The sequence below is a fragment of the Lysobacter enzymogenes genome (assembly GCF_017355525.1).
Taxonomy (GTDB): domain Bacteria; phylum Pseudomonadota; class Gammaproteobacteria; order Xanthomonadales; family Xanthomonadaceae; genus Lysobacter; species Lysobacter enzymogenes_C.
Genome location: NZ_CP067395.1, coordinates 2883498 through 2903915 on the forward strand (window position 1 = coordinate 2883498; position 20418 = coordinate 2903915).

The following is a 20418-nucleotide window of genomic DNA, read 5'->3' on the forward strand; positions in this document are numbered from 1 at the left end:
GCACACAGCCGCGCGCCCGCAACGGGCGCGTCAGCCAACCGACGGGCGCTGCGCCCGTCCTCCATCCACGGGAGCCGTCCATGAGCACCCTCGCCCACCCCGCCGCGACCGACCGCCCGATCGACCGCTGGTTCGCCAGCTATTCCGGCGACCATCGCAACGCCACCAACCAGCGCATCCACGTGTTCGCTGTGCCGGCGATCCTGTGGAGCGTGATCGCGCTGCTGTGGTGCATTCCCTCGCCCGACGCGATGTTCCGCGCCGGCGTCTGGGCCGCGCTGCCGATGTTCGCGGCGATGCTGTTCTACTACCGCGCCTCGCGCACGCTCGGGCTCGGCATGCTGGTGCAGTTCGTGCTGTTCTCGCTGCTGACGAACTGGATCGCGCAGCGCTTCGGCATCCGCACATTGTTGTGGACCGCGGTGACGGTGTTCGTGGTCGCCTGGATCGCGCAGTTCATCGGCCACAAGATCGAAGGCAAGAAGCCGAGCTTCCTGACCGACCTGACCTATCTGCTGATCGGCCCGGCCTGGGTGCTGGCCAAGCTGTACCGCAAGCTCGGCTGGTCGTATTAACCGGCCATCATCGGCGGGCTGAACACGCCCAGAAACAGCGGAACCGCGAGTATCAGCGCGGTGATCAGCCACCAGGTCAGCGCCGCCGGCGCCGCCACGAGCGCGGCGCGCGGCCACGACAGCGGCCGGCGTTCGCCGTCGCGCACCGCCATGCGCAAGCCCAGCATCAGCCCCAGCCACGGCAGCGCCGCGACCACCGCCACGTGCGCCGACTCCGGCGCGCGCGCGCCGACCAACGCCCACAGCAGCGCGGCCGGCAGCATCGACATCAGCGCGATCTGCACCGCGTTCATCGCCGCGCCGTCGCGCAGCGGCGCGCCGAGCGCGCGCTGCGCCAGACGTTGCGCGACCCAGGCGACCGGCTTGAGCCAGAGCAGGAACAGCAGCACCAGGGTTACGCCGACGGCCAGCGCCGCGAGGACGATTTTTCCGATCGTGGCGATGTCCATGCCTGGTACGTTTCCTTTGAGTGGGCGATAGCGCCGGCCCGTTGAGCGGCATCGTAGTCGGATTGGCGCGGTCGCGGCTCGCGCCGCTCCTACAGTCGCTGCGTCGCGGTTTCGTTTCCGACTGTAGGAGCGGCGCAAGCCGCGACCGCGCCAACCAAACCGCCGCGCAACCGCGCGGCAACGACTCCCCTCAACCGCCCGCGACCCATCCCGCGACAATCCGCGCCAGCTTCGCCCGATCCCACAACAACAGCGCCGCCTCGCCCCACACCAACAACGCCGCCGGCAACGCCGCTCCCAGCGCGCGCGACCACGCCAGCTTGGCCCCGTCCGGACCGGGCAGATACAACCGCACGCCGGTCCCCAGCGCCAACCACACCAGCGCCGCGACCGCTACGCCAGAGCCCGTCCCCATGGCCTGCGCGACGATCATCGCCAGCACCGCCAGCATCGCCCACAGCACCGCGGCGAACACCACCGTCCACAGCGCCGCGCCGAACACCGGCCGCGCGCCGACCGCGCGCGCGACCCGGGCGCGCAGCAGCCACGCCGCCGGCAGCAGGCACACCAGCAAAAACGCCAGGAACAGCAGTCCCCAGCCCATCGGTCCCGCAGCCTGCATCGCTTGCTTCACAATAACCGCCCCGTCACGCCGTTCGCGTCCGCCCGCAAGGCGGCCACGATAGCCCAGCCGCCTCCGCCATGCCCGCTCGCGATCTGCTCCTGATGCTGCTCGTCGTCCTGTCGTGGGCGATCAACTTCCTGACCTCGGCGCTGGCGCTGCGCGAGATTCCGCCGTTCCTGTTCACCGGCCTGCGCTTCGCCGCGCTGGCGCTGCCGCTGGCGTTCTTGCTCAAACGCCCCGCGCCGGGCCAGTGGCCGCGCCTGATCGCGGTATGCCTGTGCATCGGGGTGATGCATTTCGGCCTCAGCTTCAGCGCGCTCAAGGCCGCCGGCGACCTGTCTTCGCCGGCCATAGTGATGCAGAGCTATGTGCCGATGACGACCTTGCTGGCGTGGTGGCTGCTCGGCGAACGCTTCGCCTGGCGCACCGGCGCGGCGATCGCGGTGAGCTTCTGCGGCGTGCTGGTGCTCGGCTTCGATCCGATGGTGCTCGACCATCCGCTGGCGGTGGTGCTGATGCTGGTCTCGGCCGCGTTCCTGTCGCTGGGCACGGTGTTGATGAAAGGGCTGCGCGGGCTGGACATGTTCAGCCAGCAAGGCTGGACCGCGCTGATCGCGGTGCTGCCGCTGCTGTCGATCAGCCTGTGGCTGGAACCCGGCGGCATCGCTGCGCTGCCGTCGGTGAGCTGGGTCGCGTGGGCCGGCGTGGCGTATGCCGCGTTCGTGTCCTCGCTGCTCGGGCACGGCCTGTACTACGTGCTGGTACAGCGCCATCCGGTCGCGCAGATCACGCCGTGGCTGTTGCTGGCGCCGGTGGTCGCGATCGGCCTCGGCATCGCGTTCTGGGGCGACCGGCCCGGGCCGAGCCTGTGGATCGGCGGCGCGATGGTGCTCGGCGGCGTGTTGATGATCGCGCTGCGCACCTTGTCCAAGTCGCGCGAGCGCAGGACCGCGGCCGGCTGAAGCGCCCGCGCCGCGGCGATTCGCGCCGCGACCTGTAATGAAATGTGCATTCGTGAACTTCGCACGCTGAGGCGTCCGCGCGAAGCGCAAGGCGTGCGCGCGCTCGGTAGGGCGGCATCGCAACGGTGCCGTTTTTATATCTAGGGACTGCACTCCTCCGCAGCACCCCGACATCGCCGGTCTGTCGCTTGTGCGTCTTCGCGACGCGCAACAGGGACGTTTTGCGCCTGCGCAGCCGGCATGCGCCCCCGCTCCCAGCCCACGAAAGGACTTTCCATGAGCAAGCAGGACAAACTCATCCGCAGCGGCATCGCCGCCGCCATCGCCGTCGCCTTGGGCGGCCTGGTCTACAGCAACCACGCGCAGACCGGCGCCGGCGGCGCCTCGGTCGCCCAGGCCGGCGCCGACGCAAGCGCGGGCGCGGGCGCAGGCGCCGATCCGGCCGCGCAGCAGCGCGCGCGCCGGCAGTGGCTGGCGACGGTGACGCCGCCGCAGGGCGCGGTCGCCGCGAATTCGCAGAGCATCGCCCGCGCGGTGCGCGACAAGCGCGTGCTGATCCTGCAGTCGGGCCTGTTCGATCCCAACGACCCGCGCCAGAACGCGCCCAACGCCGGGGTCAGCGTGTCCGAGCAGTACGCCATCGTGCAGTTCCAGGACGGCGCCCGCGACGCCCGCGCCACGCTGGAGAACACCGGCGCGCAGATCCTCGGCTACGTCCCCAACAACGCCTACCTGGTGCGCACCGACAACGGCGTCGCCGCGCTGCAGAAGCTCGACGGCGTGCGCTGGGCCGGCGGCTACCGCTCGGACATGAAGATCGCGCCGGGCCTGTTGCAGCAGGCCGGCGCCGACACCCAGGCCGGTTCCACCACCCTGACCGCGAGCCTGTTCGACCGCGAGAACGTGCGTCGCGCCGCCGAGGCGATCCAGGCGCGGCTGCCCGAAGCGAAGCTGCTGAAGGTGTTCAACGACGCGCAGGCGCCGTCGCTGAACCTGGAAGTGCCCGGGCGCCTGCTGGCCGAGGCGCTGTCGGCGATCAGCGGCATCGATGCGGTGCAGCAGCTGAGCCTGTACGTGCCGCCGAAGCTGGAGAACACCGCGACCATCCCGGTGCTGCAAAGCAACTACGCGCCGGCGGCCGGCGCGGCCGAACCCGGCGAGGGCCGCATCGCCGGCGCCACGCCGCTGTGGGACCAGGGCATCGTCGGCGCCGGCCAGATCGTCGCCATCTACGACGGCCAGATCGACAACGACGAAGCCTGGTTCGCGTACTGGCGCAATTCCGACAACGACGACGCGGTCGCCGCGGTGACGCCGTTCGCGACCTTGGCGCCCGCCGCGGACGGCCAGCCGCTGGCGCTGGGCCCGCTGAGCCCGGCGAACAAGCTGATCGGCCACTGGGGGCCGGCCGGCGGCGCGTACGCGCCGGATTACCACGGTACCCATGTCGCCGGCATCATCGCCGGCGATCTCGGCGGCGAACACGGCGACAGCCTGTACTCGCCGTCCAGCAACCGCCGCGCCGAACACGACAGCGCCGACGGCATCGCGCCGAACGCGCAATTGCTCGGGCAGGACCTGAATCTGCCCGACCCGCTGCAAAAGCTGCTCGACCAGGCCTACGCGGCCGGCGCGAACGTGCACAACAACAGCTGGGGCGCGGGCAATCCGGGGCTGTACCAGACCAATTCGCGCGCGGTGGATCTGTCGACTTATCGCAACGATCTGCTGGTGATCAAGTCCGCCGGCAACAACGGAAACAAACAGACAGTCTGTCCGGATCCGGCGGAATGGCGCGGCGGCCGCTGCTGGCGCAGCGTCACCGACCCGGGTTCGGCCAAGAACAACCTGACCGTGGCGGCGAGCAAGCACGGCTCCTCGACCGAGATCGACGCCTATTCCGCGCGCGGCACCCTCGACGGGCGCTTCAAACCCGACATCGTCGCCCCGGGCACCGACGTGATCTCGGCGCGCTGGCAGCCGCAACCCGGGATCGGCGTCGCCGGCTACACGCCGCGCACGATGGCGCTGACCGGCACCTCGATGGCCTCGCCCGGCATCGCCGGCGCGGCGGCGCTGGTGCGCCAGTACTTCACCGACGGTTTCTATCCGTCCGGCCAGCGCACCGCGGCCGATCGCATCGCGCCGAGTTCGGCCGCGCTCAAGGCGGTGTTGCTCAACGGCACCCGGCCGATGACCGATCCGGCCAACGCCTCCAGCGCGATCAACAACGGCGCCAACGACTGGCCGACCTCCGGCGGCGGCTGGGGCCGGCCGTGGCTGGATTCGAACCTGTGGTTCCAGCGCACCACCCCGGGCGGCAACGACGAGCGCCGCCTGCGCGTGTTCGAACGCGGCAACGCCAACGGACTGGTGACCGACGAAGTGCACGAGTACACGCTCGATGCGCTGCGCGAAGGGCAGGAACTGCGCGCGACGCTGACCTGGATGGATCCGCCGACCACGCTCGGCGCGGCGGTCGCGTTGGTCAACGACCTCGATCTCGAGATCGAAGGCCCCGACGGACGCCTGTATCGCGGCAATCAGCTCGTCGCCGGCCTGTCCAAGGAGTTCTGCACGCGCGAACGCTACAACCGCCTGCGCAACACCACCCAGCGCTGCGATCAGGCCGGGCCGGCGAATGCCGACGCGCTCAACAACGTCGAGCAGGTGCGCCTGACCGCGCCGGTCGCCGGGCGTTACATCCTGCGGATCAAGGGCGGCTTCGTGCCGGGCGCCGGCGCCGACCTCGCCGGCAGCACTCGCCAGGGCTATGCCGTGGTCGTCTCCGGCGCGTTCGGCCCGGCCGCCGGCAAGGCCCAGTTGGCCGCACCGGGCGGCGTGCGCGTGGCCAACCGCGTCGCGCTGCCGACGCCGAGCGCCACGGTGCAGTTCAACGCCGTCGCCAACGCCAGCGGCTATCAGCTGTATCGGGTCGACGGCGGCTGCGGCGCCGGCAACGCGGCCAAGCGCTACCGGCTGGTCGCGCACCAGTCGGGCGGCGCGACGACCTTGACCGATCCGCTGATCGACGACAACGCCGATTACGGCTACGCCGTGCGCGCCATCGGCAGCGACGTCGAAGGTCGCCTGTCGGCCTGCAAGGCCTCGCTGTCGACCGCCAACGCCGCCGTCGCCGCCGCCGCGCCCGCCGCGGAGTCCTGATCGCGCCGACGCCGAAACGCCCCGTCGCGGGGCGTTTCGGCCGTCGCGCAGCATCCGTCCAACAAGGAAATCCCATGAACAAGCACGACAAACTCATCCGCAGCGGCGTCGCCGCCGCCGTCGCGGTCGCGCTCGGCGGCCTGGTCTACAGCAACTACGCGCAAACCGGCCGCGCCCAGGGCGGCGCTTCGCACGCCCAGGCCGGCGCGGGCGCCGCGGCGTCCGCCAACGATCCGGCCGCGCAGCGCGCGCGGCGCCAGTGGCTGGCCAGCGTCACCCCGCCTTCCGGCGTCGCCGCCGCCGATCCGCGCAGCATCGCCAAGGCGCTGCGCGACAAGCACATGCTGATCCTGCAGGCCGGCCTGTTCGATCCCAACGATCCGCGCCAGAACCTGCCCAACGCCGGCGCGAGCGTGTCCGAGCGCTACGCCATCGTGCAGTTCCACGGCGATGCGCGCGATCAGCGCGCGACGCTGGAGAACGCCGGCGCAAAAATCCTCGGCTACGTGCCCAACAACGCCTACCTGGTCCGCGCCGACCGCGGCATCGCCGGGCTGCGCTCGCTCAACGGCGTGCGCTGGGCCGGCGGCTACCGCTCCGACCTGAAGCTGGCGCCGGAACTGCTCAAGCGCGCTCAATCGCAGGCCGACCGCGGCGCCGGCCGCTCGCAGCTGGAACTGAGCCTGTTCGACCCCGGCGTGGCGTTGCAGACCGCGCAGACGCTGGCCGACCGCATCCCCGGCGCCAAGCTGCTGCGCGCGTTCGACGACCAACTGTCGCCGATCCTGCGCATCGAAGTCGGCAACGACACGCTCGCCCAGGCCTTGTCGGTCGCCAGCCGGATCGACGCGGTCCAGCACATCGCCGACTACGTGCAGCCGCGCGACTTCAACACCGCGACGATCGCGGTGCTGCAAAGCAACCACGCGCCGCCCGGCGGCGGCGACGAGCCCGGCGAAAGCAACGCGTTGCACGGCGCCACGCCGTTGTGGGCGCAGGGCCTGATCGGCGGCGGCCAGATCATCGGCGTGCTCGACGGCTTCGGCGGCTTGCTCGACCAGGACGAGGCCTGGTTCGCCTACTACAACGCGCCCGGCGACGAGGATGAGGTCGCGCGGGTCACCCCGACCCACAACGTCGCGCCCGCCGCCGACGGCCAGGAGCTCGCGCCCGGCCCGCTGCATCCGAACCACAAGATCGTCGGCTTCTGGAAGCCGGCCTCGGTGGTCACCATCGGCAACCACGCGACCCACGTCACCGGCATCGTCGCCGGCGATCTCGGCGGCGAGTTCGGCACCTCGCTGTACGCCGCCTCGTCCTCGTTCGACGCCGCCCACGACCGCGCCGACGGCAACGCGCCGAACGCGCAGGTGCTGTACCAGTCCGCGCCGCTGGTCAACGAGAATCCCTACGACAAGATCCTGCGCCAGGCCCACGGCGTCGGCGTGCGCGTGCACAACAACAGCTGGGGCGCGGCGTTCGCCGGCTACAACGCCAATGCGCGCGCGGCCGACATCGCGATGTACCAGAAGGACGATCTGCTGGTCATGATCGCCGCCGGCAACGACGGCGATTCGCCGGCGCTGTTCGGCTGCCCCGACGGCGAGTTCCGCGGCGGCCGCTGCTGGCGCAGCGTCGGCGCGCCGGGCACGGCCAAGAACAGCCTCTCGGTCGCCGCGCTCGGCCACGGCGCGTCGACCGACGTCGACAGCTATTCCTCGCGCGGCACCCTCGACGGACGCTTCAAGCCCGACATCGCCGCGCCCGGCACCCGCATCGTCTCGGCGCGCAACCAGAACAACGCCGGCGTGCTGACCGCCGGCTACGCGCCGACCACCGCGCCGCTGACCGGCACCTCGATGGCGACGCCGGCGATCACCGCGTCGGCCGCGCTGGTGCGCCAGTACTTCAGCGACGGCTTCTATCCCTCCGGCCAGCGCACCGCCGCCGACCGCACCGCGCCGAGCGCGGCCGCGCTCAAGGCGGTGATGCTCAACGGCACCCGTCCGGTCAACGATCCGGCCAACGCGTCGAGCGCGATCGCCAACGCCGCCAACGACTGGCCGATCGTCGGCGGCGGCTGGGGCCGGCCGTGGCTGGATTCGAACCTGTGGTTCCAGCGCACGACTGCGGGCGGCAACGACGAGCGCCGCCTGCGCCTGTTCGAACGCGACAACCGCGGCGGGCTGCGCACCGACGATCAGCACGAGTACGAGATCGCCGCGGTGCGCGAAGGCCAGGAATTGCGCATCACCCTGACCTGGATCGACCCGCCGACCACGGTCGGCGCCGCGGTCGCGCTGGTCAACGATCTCGACCTGGAAGTCGAAGGCCCCGACGGGCGCCTGTATCGCGGCAACCAGCTCGTCGCCGGCCTGTCCAAGGAGTTCTGCACGCGCGAGCGCTACAACCGGCTGCGCAACACCACCCGGCGTTGCGATCAGGCCGGGCCGGCGAACGCCGACGCGCTCAACAACGTCGAACAGGTGCGCCTGACCGCGCCGGTCGCCGGGCGTTACATCCTGCGGGTCAAGGGCGGCTTCGTGCCGGGCGCCGGCGCCGACCTCGCCGGCAGCGACCGTCAGGGTTATGCGCTGGTCGCCGCCGGCGCGTTCGGCCCGCCGGCCGGGCGCGCCCAGCTCGCCGCACCGGGCGGCGTGCGCGTGGCCAACCGCGTCGCCCTGCCGGCGCCGAGCGCGACCGTGCAGTTCAACGCCGTCGCCAACGCCAGCGGCTATCAGCTGTATCGCGTCGAAGGCGGCTGCGCCGCCGGCAACGCGGCCAAGCGCTATCGGCTGGTCGCGCACCAGTCGGCGGCGCAAGGCGCGCGGCCGACCCTGGTCGATGCGGCGATCGACGACAACGCCGACTACGGTTATGCGGTGCGCGCGATCGGCGCGGATGTGGAAGGACGCTTGTCGGCGTGTGCGGCGTCGGTTTCGAGCGCGAACGCGAACGTGGCAGCCGCAGCGCCCGCGGCGGTCGCCGCGGCCGACGCGGAGTCCTGAGCGACGCCGGCCGGGCGCCAGGACGCGTCCGGCCGGCGGCGGTGCAACGTCCCCAGCGATGGGGACGTTGCGCGCGCGCGCGACGCTGTGGGGGGGATTTCAGTCCCGACGCTTTCGTTTCGGCTGCGGCGTAGCGATCGGAACGCAGAGCGTCGGGACTCAAGCCCTTCCCGCACGCCCCGAAGCGGCGATGCTGGCGTTCCCTGCGCAATCGAAAATCGCAGACGCCGAAGTCGCAGCCGCGCTCACCCGCGCGGCGGCTCGAACATCTCCGCGCTCGGCAGGAACGGCCGCGGCGCATAGCCGAAGTCGCGCTGGGCCGGGCCGATGTCGAAGGCCATGTCGCTGCGCATGCGCCGCACCGCGGCTTCGCCGAGGCCGGTGGCGCGGCCGGCGGCCTGCGCGGCCAGCAGGGCGAGGTTGAACAACGGCGACGGCAGTTCGATCAGCTTCACCGGCGGGCGCAGGCAGGCCAGCGTGCGCGCGACCATGTCGCGATAGCTCAGGGTTTCGCCGCCGGGCACGGCGTAGGTCTTGGCGAACGTCGCCGGCGCGCCCAGCACGGCGAACGCGGCGTCGGCGAGGTCGTCCACGTGCACCGGCTGGCGCAGGCCGTTGGCGCCGCGCGGCAGCGGGAAATAGCGCAGGCGCTGGGCCAGTTGGGCGATCCGGGTCAGGGTGGCGTCGCGGCCGGCGCCGTAGATCAGGGTCGGCCGCAGCACCGTGGCCGCGTCGCTGCGCGGCTGCGCGGCGGCGAACAGGGTCGCCTCGCCTTCGCGCAGTTCGCTGGCGACCCGGCGCTCCTCGGCATCGGCCGAGCCGCGCTTGGTCTCGGCGCTGGTCGAGCCGAACGCGATCACCCGGCTGGCCTCGACGCCCGAGGCGTCGTACCACTTGGCGAACTTCAGCAAGGGGCCGCAACTGAAGATCGCGTCCACGTGCTTGGGCAGTTCCGGCATGTTTTCCAGATCGCCGCGCAGCCAATGCAGGCCGGGCCGGTCGGTCTGCTCGCCGCGCGACAGCGCGGTGACCCGCCAGCCGTCCTGGTACAGCCGCTGCAACAGCGGCAGGCCGATCTGGCCGCTGCCGCCGAACACCAATGCGTGTTTCATGCCTTGTTCTTGATCGCTCGTCTCAGCCGTGGGCGCCGCCGCGCGCGGGCAACACCGCGCGCAGCCAGAAGTAACCGATCACTGCCGACAGCAGCGAAGCGCCGAGGATGCCGAGCACGGCTTCTTCGTACAAGACCGGGTCCTGGTAGGCCAGCGAGGCGATGAACAGACTCATGGTGAAGCCGATGCCGCACATCAGGCCGAGGCCGAGCATTGCCCGCAGGTCCATCCCGGCCGGGAACTTGGCCCAGCCCAGCGCGCGCATCAGCAGCGCCGCGCCGACGATGCCGATCGGCTTGCCGACCACCAGGCCGATCACCACGCCCATCGGCAGCGCCGCCAGCATGTCCTTCATCTCGATCCCGCCGAGCGACAGGCCGGCGTTGACGAACGCGAACAGCGGCAGGATCGCGTAGGCCACCCACGGGTGCAGCGCGTGTTCGAGGGTTTCCAGCGGCGAATGCTCTGTGTCGTCGTCGATATTGTTGCGCTTGTCGACGTGCGGGATCAGCAGGCCGGTGGCGACGCCGGCCAGGGTCGCGTGCACGCCGGACTTGAGCACGCACACCCACAGCACCACGCCGAGCGCCAGGTACGGCCCCAGCGACTTGACCCCGCGCCGGTTCAGCAGCCACATCAGCGCCAGCGCCACCGCCGCCCAGATCAGCGCGGTCACCGACAGGCCGTGCGAATAGAAGAACGCGATGATCAGGATCGCGATCAGGTCGTCGACCACCGCGATCGTCGACAGCAGCAGCTTCATCGCCGCCGGCACCCGCGAGCCCAGCAGCGCCAGCACGCCGAGGGCGAAGGCGATGTCGGTCGCGGTCGGCACCGCCCAGCCGCGCATCGCCGCGGCGTCGCCGCGGTTGAAGGCGAAGAACAGCAGCGCCGGCACCGCCACGCCGGCGATCGCGCACACCAACGGCAGCACCAGCTGCGAACGCTCGGCCAATTGCCCGCTGAGCGCCTCGCGCTTGATCTCCAGGGCCACGACCAGGAAGAAGATCGCCATCAGCCCGTCGTTGATCCACAGCAGCAAGGGCTTGCTGATGTCGAGCGCGCCGACGCGCACCTGCACCGGGATTTCGCGGAAAGCTTCGTAGGCCGCTTGCAGCGGCGAATTGGCGGCGATCAGGGCCAGGACCGCGGCGGCGATCAGGACGATGCCGCCGGCGGCTTCGAGGCGGAAGAATTCGCTGAGCGCGCGCAACGCGCGTCGCGGCATCCGCGGCGTGGTGGTGATTTCGCTCATCCGGCGATTATAAACAGGCCGCTTGCATGGAATTTGTGGATGCCCGGCCGAACGGACCGGGCGCTCAGCCCAGCATCGCCAGTTCCAGGCCGATCCAGGCCAGCAGCGCGACCACCAGCACCGCGCCCTCGCGCCGGCTGATGCGCAGGTCGCCGCGCAGCATCGGGTAGAGCATCAGAGCGAACACCGCCGCGGCCGGCAGCTCGAAGCGCACGAACGAGGCCGGCAGCGGCAGCGTGCGCCACGCGGCCATGCCGCCGAGCACGAACAGCAGATTGAACAGGCTCGAACCGATCACGTGGCCGACCACGATCTCGCCCTGGCCGCGCCGCGCCGCGGCGATCGCGGCGGCGGCCTCGGGCAGCGCGGTGCCGATCGCCACCGGCAGCAGACCGGTCAGCAGCGGCGACAGGCCCAGCGCGGCGCCGACGATCGCCGCATTCGGCGAGCCGAAGCCGCCGGCCGCGGCCGGCAGCGGCGCGTGCAGGCTCCACAGGCCGTGGCCGCCGACGATCAGATAAGCGCCCAGGTGCAGCAGCACCGCAGCGATCAGCAGGCGCACGAGGTTGAGGCCGAGGTGGGTCTGGGTCTGGGCGAAGCCGGCGATGGCGTCCTGCACGTCGGGCTTCTCGTGGCGGGTGCGCACGGTCGCGAACACCACCACGGCCGCGAACACGACCAACATGGCGACGCCCTCGCCGCGGCTCAGCGCGCCGTCCAGGCCCAGGCCGATCGTGCCGAGGGTTCCCAGCAGCAGCACCAACAGCAGCGGCGCCAGCGCGCGCCAGCGCACCGTCAGCGGCGCGGCCAGCGCCGCCAGGCCGAGGGTCAGGCCGAAGTTGACCACGTTGCTGCCGACCGCGTTGCCGAGCGCCAGCGCCTGCTGGCCGCGCAGCACCGCCTGCAGATTCACCGCCAGCTCCGGCAGCGAGGTGGCGAAGGCGACCAGCACCAGCCCGGCGGCGAACGGCGAGATTCCCAGGCGCTGGGCCAGGCCGGAAGCGCCCTTGACGACCGAGTCGCCGCCCAGGGCCAACACGAACAGGCCCAGCACGAACAAGCCGACGGCTTCCAACATGGCGTTCTTCCCCTAACTGATGGCTCTGGACCTTGCGATGGCGGCGTGCGGGCCGGTGCCCGGCGACCCCGCCGGCGCGACGCGCGTGCGTACCGCCGCCCTGCCCGCCCGTACCGCCGAGGCCGCACCGCCGCGGCGGTCGGCCGCGACAGCGCCGATTATGCCCAGCCGGACCGGCTCAGGAGCAGCCTTCGACGTAATCGACCTGCGGCGGGATGCCGACGCGCCAGCGCACCACCTTGCCGCCGCCGTCGGTCTCGAACACCAGCACGCCGCCGCTGGCGTCGGCGACGCGCAGCACCTTGGCCTTGGGCTCGTACTTGTGCGGCTGGGTTTCGACGCGGCCGGCATAGAGCTTGCCGATCTCGTCGGCGCTCATGCCCTTCTTGCCGCCGCCCGGCGCGATCTCCTTGTCGTTGCCGACGTCCAGGCGCACGAACTTGCCGTCTTCGACCATGAAGCCGAAGTCGCGCGGATTGCTGCCCCAGATCGGTTGCAGGTAGTAGCAGCCGCCGGGTTCGTCCGGCTTGCCCTTGAGTTCGCCGCCCCAGGCCTGCTTGGCCTGATCGACGGTCATGCCGAAGCGCAGGTCGCCGTAGCCGTCGAAGCGGGACATGCCGGCCGCGGCGGAAGGCGGCGTGGACACCGGCGCAGTCGCCGGCGGCACGTTTTCGGCCGGCTGATCGTCGATCGGCGCGGGATTCACCGGCGGCGCGGCGGACGCGGACTCCTGCGGCGCCGGCGCGGGTTCGCGCTGGCATGCGGCCAGCGCGAGCAGCGCGGCGGCGAGCAGGCCCAGGCGTGCGGGCAGCGAGTTCGGCGCGAGGAACATGGGCGGACTCCGGCGCAAGAGCGCGTTGCGAATGGCCGGTGCAGCCTAGCGGTTTTGCGTGAACGCGGCGAGAAGCGGCGTGCGCCGGCGTTCCCTCTCCCGCTTGCGGGGTGAGGGACCGCGCTTGCGAGCCACTGGCTCGCGCGGGCCCGAACGCCCGAACGCTCTGCGTTCGGGCCGGGGCGTGGCCAGGGTGAGGAGATGAGCGCCGCAGGCGCGAATGCTTCCGACCGCGAAAGCGCGATCAATCGCGCCTGGACGGATCGAAATGCTTCTGCAACCCGGCCCAGCACGCCTGGTAATCGCGCTGGCGGTGCGCCGCGTCGAAGGCCTGCGCCGCCGGGCGGATCACCGCGCGGGTTTCGAACATGAAGGCCATCGTGTCGACGACGACGTGCGGCTTGCTGAGATCGGCGTGCGAGGCCTTGTCGAAGGTCTCCGCGTCCGGGCCGTGGCCGGTCATGCAGTTGTGCAGCGACGCGCCGCCCGGAGCGAAACCGCCGGCCTTGGCGTCGTACACGCCATGCACCAGGCCCATGAACTCGCTGGCGACGTTGCGGTGGAACCACGGCGGGCGGAAGGTGTGCTGCGCCACCAGCCAGCGCGGCGGGAAGATCACGAAATCGATATTGGCCGTGCCCGGGGTGTCGCTCGGCGAGGTCAGCACGGTGAAGATCGACGGATCGGGATGGTCGAAGCTGATCGAACCGATGGTGTTGAAGCGGCGCAGATCGTACTTGTACGGCGCGAAGTTGCCGTGCCAGGCGACCACGTCCAGCGGCGAATGGCCGATGTCGGCGCGCCACAGGTGGCCCTGGAACTTGGCGATCAGTTCGAACTCGCCGTCGACATCCTCGTAGGACGCGTGCGGGGTCGAGAAATCGCGCGGATTGGCCAGGCCGTTGGAACCGATCGGGCCGAGGTCGGGCAGGCGCAGCAGCGCGCCGAAGTTCTCGCACACGTAGCCGCGCGAGGCGCCGTCGAGCAGTTCCACGCGGAAGCGGATGCCGCGCGGGATCACCGCGACTTCCATCGGATCGACTTCCAGCGCGCCCAGTTCGGTGCCGATCAGCAACCGCCCCTGCTGCGGCACGATCAGGGTTTCGCCGTCGGCGTTGTAGAAGAAGCGGCCGCGCATCGAGCGGTTGGCCGCGTACAGGTGGATGCCGCAGCCGTGCTGGCCGGCGGCCGAGCCGTTGCCGGCCATGGTGTACAGGCCGTCGAGGAAATCGACCTCGTCGCCGTCCTCGGGCAGCGGCAGCGGATCCCAGCGCAGTTGGTCCGGCGACACCGGGCCGTCGCCGAAATCGTTGTGCAGGCGCGGCTGGGCGTACGGCGCGAAGGTGCCGTGCATCGCCGCCGGACGGATCCGGTACAGCCAGCTGCGGCGGTTTTCCTTGCGCGGCGCGGTGAACGCGGTGCCGCTGAGCTGCTCGGCGTACAGCCCGAACGGCGCGCGCTGCGGCGAGTTCTGCCCGTCCGGCAGCGCGCCGGCGACGGCTTCGGTGGCGAATTCGTTGCCGAAGCCGCTCATGTAGCCGCGCGGCTGCTGGCGCGCAGAGTCGGTGCTGGGCATCGGGATCACGTTGTCGATGTCGTTGGCTGCGGTGCTCATACGGACTCGCTATGCGGTTGGACGCCGCGCGCATCGGCGGCGTGGCGCCGTGCGGCGGCGCCGTTTCGAAATCTTCGCGGCCGCGGCGCCGGCGCGTGAGCCCCGGCGCGGCGCGGCCGCCGCCCTTCAAGCCATCGCGCGGTAACCCGGCGAACGCTGGGTCGACGATTCGATCGCCAAGCCCAGTTCGCCCGCCAGTTCCAGCACCCGCGCGGTGTCCTTGCGCCAGACCAGCAAGGCGTTCAACTGCTCGCTGAAGCTGTCGTCGAGCAACAGCAAGCGGTAGCCGCCGCCGTGCTGGCCGCGTTCGGCCAGCAACGGGTCGAGCCAGACGAAATAATCGTCCGGCGAGTACCGGCGCCCGTTGGCGTAGCGCGGGAAATCCGCCAGCGGCTCGGCGAAGAAATCGCTGATCTGCTGGTGCACCTCGTCGACCTTGTCGCCGACGGCCAGATGGTTGACCAGCTTGAACACGATCGCGTTCTGGATCAGCTCCTCCGGCGACGGGTCGTCCAGCCAGTCCAGGTCGGGATCGTCGCCGGCGTTCTCGATCGCGGCCGTCAGCGACGCCAGTTCCTCCGCGTCCAGTTCCCGGCAGGTCAACAGGTCGACGAGTTCCTTGAGCATGTCCACGGCCTTGCGATGGGAGGCGCTTATAGTACGCCGCGCTTCATCTGGTCGCGTTCGATGCTCTCGAACAGGGCCTGGAAGTTGCCCTCGCCGAAGCCTTCGTTGCCCTTGCGCTGGATGATCTCGAAGAAGATCGGGCCGATCGCGTTCTGGGTGAAGATCTGCAGCAGCTTGCGCTGGTGGGTTTCCGGGTCGGCGTCGATCAGGATCTTGTTCCTGGCCAACCGGGCGACGTCTTCCCCGTGATTGGGGACGCGCATGTCGATCACGTCGAAGTAGGTGTCCGGCGTGTCGAGGAACTCGACGCCCTGCGCGCGCATGGCTTCGACGCTGTCGTAGATGTTGTCGGTGAAGCAGGCGATGTGCTGGATGCCTTCGCCCTTGTACGCATCCAGGTATTCGTTGATCTGGCTCTTGGGGTCGTTGGACTCGTTGAGCGGGATGCGCACGATGCCGTCCGGCGCGGTCATCGCCTTCGACACCAGGCCGGTCTTGGCGCCCTTGATGTCGAAGTACTTGATCTCGCGGAAGTTGAACAGACGCTCGTAGTAGTCCGACCACTTCTGCATGTTGCCGAAGTACAGGTTGTGGGTCAGGTGGTCGATGAAGGTCAGGCCGAATCCGGTCGGGTTCTGCTCGGCGCCCGGGATCGGCTCGTAGTCGGCGTAGGCGTCGCCCTTGTCGCCGTACTGGTCGACCAGGTACAGCATGCAGTCGCCGATGCCCTTGACCACCGGCGCGTCGACGACGCGGGTGTCCGCGCGCTCGCCGACGGCTTCGCCGCCGTTGGCGAGCACGGCCTTGAGCACTTCGGCGGCCGGCTTCTTGAAGCGGATCGCGAAGCCGCTGGCGCAGGGGCCGTGGGCTTCGGCGAAGGCCGAGGCGAAGCTGTCGGGGGTCTCGTTGACCAGGAAGTTGACCCCGCCCTGGCGGTAGACGGTGACCGGGCGCGACTTGTGCTTGAGCACGGCGGTGAAGCCGAGCTTGCGGAAATAGTCGTGCAGCAGGGCGCCCTGGCCCTTCGGCGCGGCGAATTCGACGAACTCGAAGCCGTCGATGCCGAGCGGATTTTCGAAGGTGGTGACCTGCATGCCGAGGTTGGGCTGTGCATTCATGGCATTGTTCTCGGGTGGCGGCCGGGTCCGCTGCGGACGGCCTCAGGGAAAGTGGTCGTTGTAGTTTCACATGAAACCATAATCAAGACACAGTGCAGCATGAATCGACCGACTTCGCATTCCGGGGCGTCCGCCCCGTCCGACCCGGCCGCGGCTGAATCGCCGTCCGGCCGCCCCGCCGCCGCGCCCGCCCGCGCCGGCGGCCGCCACGCCGAGCTCGACCTCGACCACTTCCTGCCGTACCGGCTGTCGGTGCTGTCGAACCGGGTCAGCGGCGCGATCGCGCGGGTTTATTCCGAGCGCTACGCGCTCAGCGTCACCGAATGGCGGGTCATGGCGGTGCTCGGGCGCTTCCCCGGCCTGTCGGCCAACGAGGTGGCCCAGCGCACGGCGATGGACAAGGTCGCGGTCAGCCGCGCGGTGGCGCGCCTGACCGAAGCCGGCCGGCTGGAGCGCGACACCCACGACGACGACCGCCGCCGCTCGGTGCTGCGGCTGTCGCCGGACGGCTACAAGATCTACGACGAAGTCGCGCCGATGGCGCTGGCGTTCGAGCAGCGGCTGCTGACCGGGATCGAAACCGCCGAGCGCGAGGCGCTGTTCCGTTTGCTCGACCGGCTGGACGAGTTGGAGATGCAGGCTGAGGCCGAGATGGCGGCGGAGTCGCGCTGAAGTTCGTTCGCTCCCTGTAGGAGCGGCGCAAGCCGCGACTGCGCAAACGCAGCAACGACGAACGCCTCACGCAACGCGACGACGACGCAGCGCTACGGCGCCCAGGCGGTTTCGTCGTCGTTGCGTTTGCGCGGTCGCGGCTTGCGCCGCTCCTACAGGAGGGCAACCGCGACTGCGCTTACTTGCGGCGATTGGCGAGCCAGGAAATCAGCGCCACCACGCCGGCGGCACCGCCGATCAGCGCGAACAAGACCAGCCAGTGGAAGATCCCGACGCTGCCCATCCCGCGCGCTCCGTTGCCTTTCGCGCACCATCGCACAAACGAAAACGGCGGCCCAGGGCCGCCGTTTCCGCATCCGCGTCGCAGCGCGCTTACTTCACGCCATGCATCAGCTTCTGCACCAGCGGCGCGATCAGGAACAGCAGCACGCCGGCGCCGACCAGGACCAGGAAGCCGAAGCCGTAGCCGGTCAGCGCGGTCGAGGTGTCCATGCCCTTCTCGCCGCTGACCACGCCGGCGAAGATGCCCGACAGGTTGTTGCCGATGCCGGTCGACAGGAACCAGCCGCCCATGCCGAAGCCGACCAGGCGCACCGGCGCCAGCTTGGTCACCATCGACAGGCCGATCGGCGACAGGCACAGCTCGCCGACCGACTGGATGACGTAGACCATGAACAAGGACCAGAACGGAATCTTGCCGGCGGCGGCCGGGAACGCCGAATCCGGCGACACCGACGGCGCCCACTTCAGCCACGACGGCAGGCTGTCGATGCCCAGCGCCGGCACCACCAGCGGGGTCAGCACCACCACCAGCAGCAGGAACGCCAGGCCGTTGAAGATCAGGCCCAGGCCGAACTTGCGCGGGATCGACGGGTTGGCCTTGCGCATCACGATCCAGATCCAGGCGATGATCGGCGCCAGGGCGATGATCGCCAGCGAATTGACCGACTGGAACCACGCGTTCGGGAACACGAAGGTTTCGGTCAGCTGGCGGTCGACGATCTTGTCGGCGAGGAAGGTGAAGGAGCTGCCGGCCTGCTCGAAGAACATCCAGAACAGGATGTTGAAGGTGAAGATGATCAGCATCGCGATGACCATGTCGCGCTGCTTGGAGCCTTCGCGGAAGCCTTCCACCAGCAACAGGCCGCACAGGCCCAGGAACATCGCCAGCAGGATCCACTGCAGGGTGGCGGCGCCGAGCGCCAGCAGGAAGTACACGACCGGAATCGCGACCAGCGCGGCCAGGAACACGTACAGCACCTTCTGCTTGCCGGCGCTGTCTTCCGGCGGACGGCCGATGCCTTCGAGCTGACGGCGGCCGAACCAGAACCAGAACAGGCTGATCAGCATGCCCACGCCGGAGGCCAGGAACACCATCTTGTAGGCCGGCATGACCGAGGTGCCGAACACCTGTTCGGCGAGGATGCCGGTCAGGATCGGCGAGATGAAGCCGCCGCAGTTGATGCCCATGTAGAAGATGGTGAAGCCCGAATCGCGGCGTTCGTCGCCGACCGCGTAGAGCTTGCCGACCATGGTCGAGATGTTCGGCTTGAACAGGCCGTTGCCGACCACGATCGTGGCCAGGCCGAGCTTGAAGATCTGTTCGTTGGGAATCGCGATCAGGAACAGGCCGGTGGCCATGATCGCCGCGCCGAGCAGGATCGAGCGCTGATAGCCGAGGATGCGGTCGGCGACGTAGCCGCCGAAGATCGCCGCCGCGTACACCAGCGCCAGGTAGGCGCCGTAGACGCGGTTCGCCGGCGCTTCGCCGGACGAGTCGCCGCTGTAGAACTGCGCCACGATGTACAGCACCAGCGCCCAGCGAATGCCGTAGAAGGCGAAGCGCTCCCAGAATTCGGTCATGAACAGCATCCACAGCGGCTTGGGATGACCCATGCGCTGCGGGAATTCGGGAATGGGCGCCTGGCCCTGGGTCGGTATCGCGGCTCCGCTCATGCGGTGTCCCCTGTCGTGTGGAAACTGAATGAAAATCCCACGCCGACGGCACGGGCCGGGGAGATTTACCGGCACAGGCCGGCCCCGTCAAACATTCGTGAAGGCATGCAATGCGTGCTGCGGCGCAACATTTATCCCCGTAAGCGCCTGAACGGGGGAGGTTTTTGCGCGTCAATACGGCGAAAGTCGGGCTATGGGGCGGCTTCTTGCCGCCAACGGGTGACAACTGTCATTAAAAGCCGCGCGAGGGAAGGCAGGCCCGGTTCGCCTGGCGGGGCGGATTGGCTCTTGTGGGCGGGCCTGCGGGGCTAAGGCGTTTGTTTGCGCGGCTGCGGCGGTTCGCGCTCGATGCCGGCAGGCCGGATGGGCCGATTTCATGCCGCTTCGCCGGTGGGGCGGTCCCGGCTTCAGGTTCCGTAGTCCCCAGTTGGACCGATCGTGGTGCGCACCGAAAACAACTCCGGAAAGAACGTCAGCTCCAGCGCCTGCTTGAGGAAGCCGACCCCGCTCGAGCCGCCGGTGCCGCGCTTGAAGCCGATGATCCGCATCACCGTGCGCATGTGGCGGAAGCGCCACAGCTGGAACTGGGTTTCCAGGTCGACCAGATCCTCGCACAGCGCGTACTCGCGCCAGTAGCGGTCGGTGTTCTCGTAGATGCGTTCGAACACCGGTTGCAGCTCTGCGTCGGCCACGTGCGGCCGGCGCCAGTCGCGCTGCAGATGCTCGGCCGGCACGGCATGGCCGAAACGCGCGAGGTACATCAGGAATTCGTCGTACAGGCTCGGCGCGGCCAGCGCGCGCTCCAGCGTGGTCTGGCCCTGCGGATCGTGGGCGAACACCTTGAGCATCGCCTCGTTCTTGTTGCCGAGCATGAACTCGATGGTGCGGTACTGCAGCGACTGGAACCCCGACGACGGGCCCAGGGTTTCGCGGAAGCCCATGTACTCCGACGGGGTCAGCGTTTCCAGCACCGACCACTGTTCGGTCAGCTGGCGCAGCACCTGCTTGCAGCGCGCCAGCACCTTCTGGCATTGCCAGACCTGATCGCTGCGCAGGTGCACGAGCGCGGCGCTGAGCTCGTGGATGATCAGCTTCATCCACAGCTCCGACACCTGATGCTGGACGATGAACAGCATCTCGTCGTGGTGGCCCGGCTGCGACAGCGGGCGCTGCGCCGACAGCAGCTTGTCCAGTTGCAGGTAGCCGCCGTAGGTGATGCGCCCGTGCAGGTCGGTATGGATACCGCTTTCCAGTTCGCGCTGGTTCTTCTCTACGGACATCGTCGGCGGGGCTCGCAGCAGGGGCGCAAAGCGTAGCGCATCCGGACGCGCGCCGGCGCCGCTCCGGCGACCGCGGCGGATGCGTGCGC

The 20418-nt window shown here is 69.8% G+C and carries 16 protein-coding genes; 5 read left to right on the forward strand and 11 right to left on the reverse strand.

Going from position 1 to position 20418, the window contains the following annotated elements:
- Positions 1 to 80 precede the first annotated feature (80 nt).
- Positions 81 to 575, forward strand: coding sequence for a DUF962 domain-containing protein (locus JHW38_RS12025; RefSeq protein WP_207526133.1), 495 nt, complete (start codon positions 81 to 83; stop codon positions 573 to 575).
- Here the strand turns inward: JHW38_RS12025 and JHW38_RS12030 are convergent.
- The gene (locus JHW38_RS12030) at positions 572 to 1024 is read right to left on the reverse strand and encodes a hypothetical protein (protein WP_207526134.1); all 453 of its coding nucleotides are present in this window, start codon (positions 1022 to 1024) and stop codon (positions 572 to 574) included. The two genes, JHW38_RS12025 and JHW38_RS12030, sit on opposite strands and share 4 nt — an antisense overlap.
- Before the next feature lie 190 nt (positions 1025 to 1214).
- On the reverse strand, positions 1215 to 1628 hold the full coding sequence (locus JHW38_RS12035; protein WP_207526135.1) for a hypothetical protein: 414 nt from the start codon (positions 1626 to 1628) through the stop codon (positions 1215 to 1217).
- Between the two features lie 122 nt (positions 1629 to 1750).
- Here JHW38_RS12035 and JHW38_RS12040 point away from each other — a divergent pair, with 122 nt between their 5' ends.
- From JHW38_RS12040 to JHW38_RS12050, 3 genes are all read left to right on the forward strand, one after another.
- Complete coding sequence (locus tag JHW38_RS12040) at positions 1751 to 2611, forward strand: DMT family transporter (protein WP_207526136.1); 861 nt, start codon at positions 1751 to 1753, stop codon at positions 2609 to 2611.
- A 276-nt stretch (positions 2612 to 2887) separates the two neighbouring features.
- Positions 2888 to 5776 carry a S8 family serine peptidase gene (locus JHW38_RS12045; RefSeq protein WP_207526137.1) on the forward strand — a complete coding sequence of 963 codons (2889 nt, stop codon included), beginning with the start codon at positions 2888 to 2890 and terminating at the stop codon, positions 5774 to 5776.
- 74 nt (positions 5777 to 5850) lie between these two features.
- Entirely contained in the window at positions 5851 to 8784 is a 2934-nt protein-coding gene (locus JHW38_RS12050) for a S8 family serine peptidase (protein WP_207526138.1), read from the forward strand.
- A 245-nt stretch (positions 8785 to 9029) separates the two neighbouring features.
- On the opposite strand, the gene JHW38_RS12055 is transcribed toward JHW38_RS12050, so the two are convergent.
- The 7 genes from JHW38_RS12055 to hppD form a co-directional block, all read right to left on the reverse strand.
- Complete coding sequence (locus JHW38_RS12055) at positions 9030 to 9896, reverse strand: SDR family oxidoreductase (RefSeq protein ID WP_207526139.1); 867 nt, start codon at positions 9894 to 9896, stop codon at positions 9030 to 9032.
- Between the two features lie 22 nt (positions 9897 to 9918).
- The gene (gene nhaA / locus JHW38_RS12060; RefSeq protein WP_242691336.1) at positions 9919 to 11151 is read right to left on the reverse strand and encodes a Na+/H+ antiporter NhaA; all 1233 of its coding nucleotides are present in this window, start codon (positions 11149 to 11151) and stop codon (positions 9919 to 9921) included.
- 64 nt (positions 11152 to 11215) lie between these two features.
- On the reverse strand, positions 11216 to 12229 hold the full coding sequence (locus JHW38_RS12065; protein WP_207526140.1) for a sodium:calcium antiporter: 1014 nt from the start codon (positions 12227 to 12229) through the stop codon (positions 11216 to 11218).
- Positions 12230 to 12407: 178 nt separating this feature from the next.
- Positions 12408 to 13061 carry a lectin gene (locus JHW38_RS12070; protein WP_207526141.1) on the reverse strand — a complete coding sequence of 218 codons (654 nt, stop codon included), beginning with the start codon at positions 13059 to 13061 and terminating at the stop codon, positions 12408 to 12410.
- 244 nt (positions 13062 to 13305) lie between these two features.
- Positions 13306 to 14637, reverse strand: coding sequence for a homogentisate 1,2-dioxygenase (gene hmgA, locus JHW38_RS12075; RefSeq protein ID WP_242691391.1), 1332 nt, complete (start codon positions 14635 to 14637; stop codon positions 13306 to 13308).
- A gap of 165 nt (positions 14638 to 14802) precedes the next feature.
- Positions 14803 to 15303, reverse strand: a complete 501-nt coding sequence (locus JHW38_RS12080; protein WP_207526142.1) for a hypothetical protein — start codon at positions 15301 to 15303, stop codon at positions 14803 to 14805.
- A gap of 26 nt (positions 15304 to 15329) precedes the next feature.
- Complete coding sequence (hppD, locus tag JHW38_RS12085) at positions 15330 to 16421, reverse strand: 4-hydroxyphenylpyruvate dioxygenase (protein WP_207526143.1); 1092 nt, start codon at positions 16419 to 16421, stop codon at positions 15330 to 15332.
- 99 nt (positions 16422 to 16520) lie between these two features.
- Between hppD and JHW38_RS12090 the strand changes: the two genes are divergently transcribed.
- On the forward strand, positions 16521 to 17093 hold the full coding sequence (locus JHW38_RS12090) for a MarR family winged helix-turn-helix transcriptional regulator (protein WP_207526144.1): 573 nt from the start codon (positions 16521 to 16523) through the stop codon (positions 17091 to 17093).
- A gap of 372 nt (positions 17094 to 17465) precedes the next feature.
- On the opposite strand, the gene JHW38_RS12095 is transcribed toward JHW38_RS12090, so the two are convergent.
- Positions 17466 to 19049, reverse strand: coding sequence for a peptide MFS transporter (locus JHW38_RS12095; RefSeq protein WP_207526145.1), 1584 nt, complete (start codon positions 19047 to 19049; stop codon positions 17466 to 17468).
- A 407-nt stretch (positions 19050 to 19456) separates the two neighbouring features.
- A complete protein-coding gene (locus tag JHW38_RS12100; protein ID WP_207526146.1) occupies positions 19457 to 20329 on the reverse strand; it encodes a tryptophan 2,3-dioxygenase in 873 nt (290 codons plus the stop codon).
- Positions 20330 to 20418 lie beyond the last annotated feature (89 nt).

Excerpts from the sequence above, each read along its gene's own strand:
- JHW38_RS12025 (WP_207526133.1), top strand. The coding sequence starts at position 81 with ATGAGCACCCTCGCCCACCCCGCCGCGACCGACCGCCCGATCGACCGC.
- JHW38_RS12030 (WP_207526134.1), bottom strand. The coding sequence starts at position 1,024 with ATGGACATCGCCACGATCGGAAAAATCGTCCTCGCGGCGCTGGCCGTC.
- JHW38_RS12035 (WP_207526135.1), bottom strand. The coding sequence starts at position 1,628 with ATGGGCTGGGGACTGCTGTTCCTGGCGTTTTTGCTGGTGTGCCTGCTG.
- JHW38_RS12040 (WP_207526136.1), top strand. The coding sequence starts at position 1,751 with ATGCTGCTCGTCGTCCTGTCGTGGGCGATCAACTTCCTGACCTCGGCG.
- JHW38_RS12045 (WP_207526137.1), top strand. The coding sequence starts at position 2,888 with ATGAGCAAGCAGGACAAACTCATCCGCAGCGGCATCGCCGCCGCCATC.
- JHW38_RS12050 (WP_207526138.1), top strand. The coding sequence starts at position 5,851 with ATGAACAAGCACGACAAACTCATCCGCAGCGGCGTCGCCGCCGCCGTC.
- JHW38_RS12055 (WP_207526139.1), bottom strand. The coding sequence starts at position 9,896 with ATGAAACACGCATTGGTGTTCGGCGGCAGCGGCCAGATCGGCCTGCCG.
- nhaA (WP_242691336.1), bottom strand. The coding sequence starts at position 11,151 with ATGAGCGAAATCACCACCACGCCGCGGATGCCGCGACGCGCGTTGCGC.
- JHW38_RS12065 (WP_207526140.1), bottom strand. The coding sequence starts at position 12,229 with ATGTTGGAAGCCGTCGGCTTGTTCGTGCTGGGCCTGTTCGTGTTGGCC.
- JHW38_RS12070 (WP_207526141.1), bottom strand. The coding sequence starts at position 13,061 with ATGTTCCTCGCGCCGAACTCGCTGCCCGCACGCCTGGGCCTGCTCGCC.
- hmgA (WP_242691391.1), bottom strand. The coding sequence starts at position 14,637 with ATGCCCAGCACCGACTCTGCGCGCCAGCAGCCGCGCGGCTACATGAGC.
- JHW38_RS12080 (WP_207526142.1), bottom strand. The coding sequence starts at position 15,303 with ATGCTCAAGGAACTCGTCGACCTGTTGACCTGCCGGGAACTGGACGCG.
- hppD (WP_207526143.1), bottom strand. The coding sequence starts at position 16,421 with ATGAATGCACAGCCCAACCTCGGCATGCAGGTCACCACCTTCGAAAAT.
- JHW38_RS12090 (WP_207526144.1), top strand. The coding sequence starts at position 16,521 with ATGAATCGACCGACTTCGCATTCCGGGGCGTCCGCCCCGTCCGACCCG.
- JHW38_RS12095 (WP_207526145.1), bottom strand. The coding sequence starts at position 19,049 with ATGAGCGGAGCCGCGATACCGACCCAGGGCCAGGCGCCCATTCCCGAA.
- JHW38_RS12100 (WP_207526146.1), bottom strand. The coding sequence starts at position 20,329 with ATGTCCGTAGAGAAGAACCAGCGCGAACTGGAAAGCGGTATCCATACC.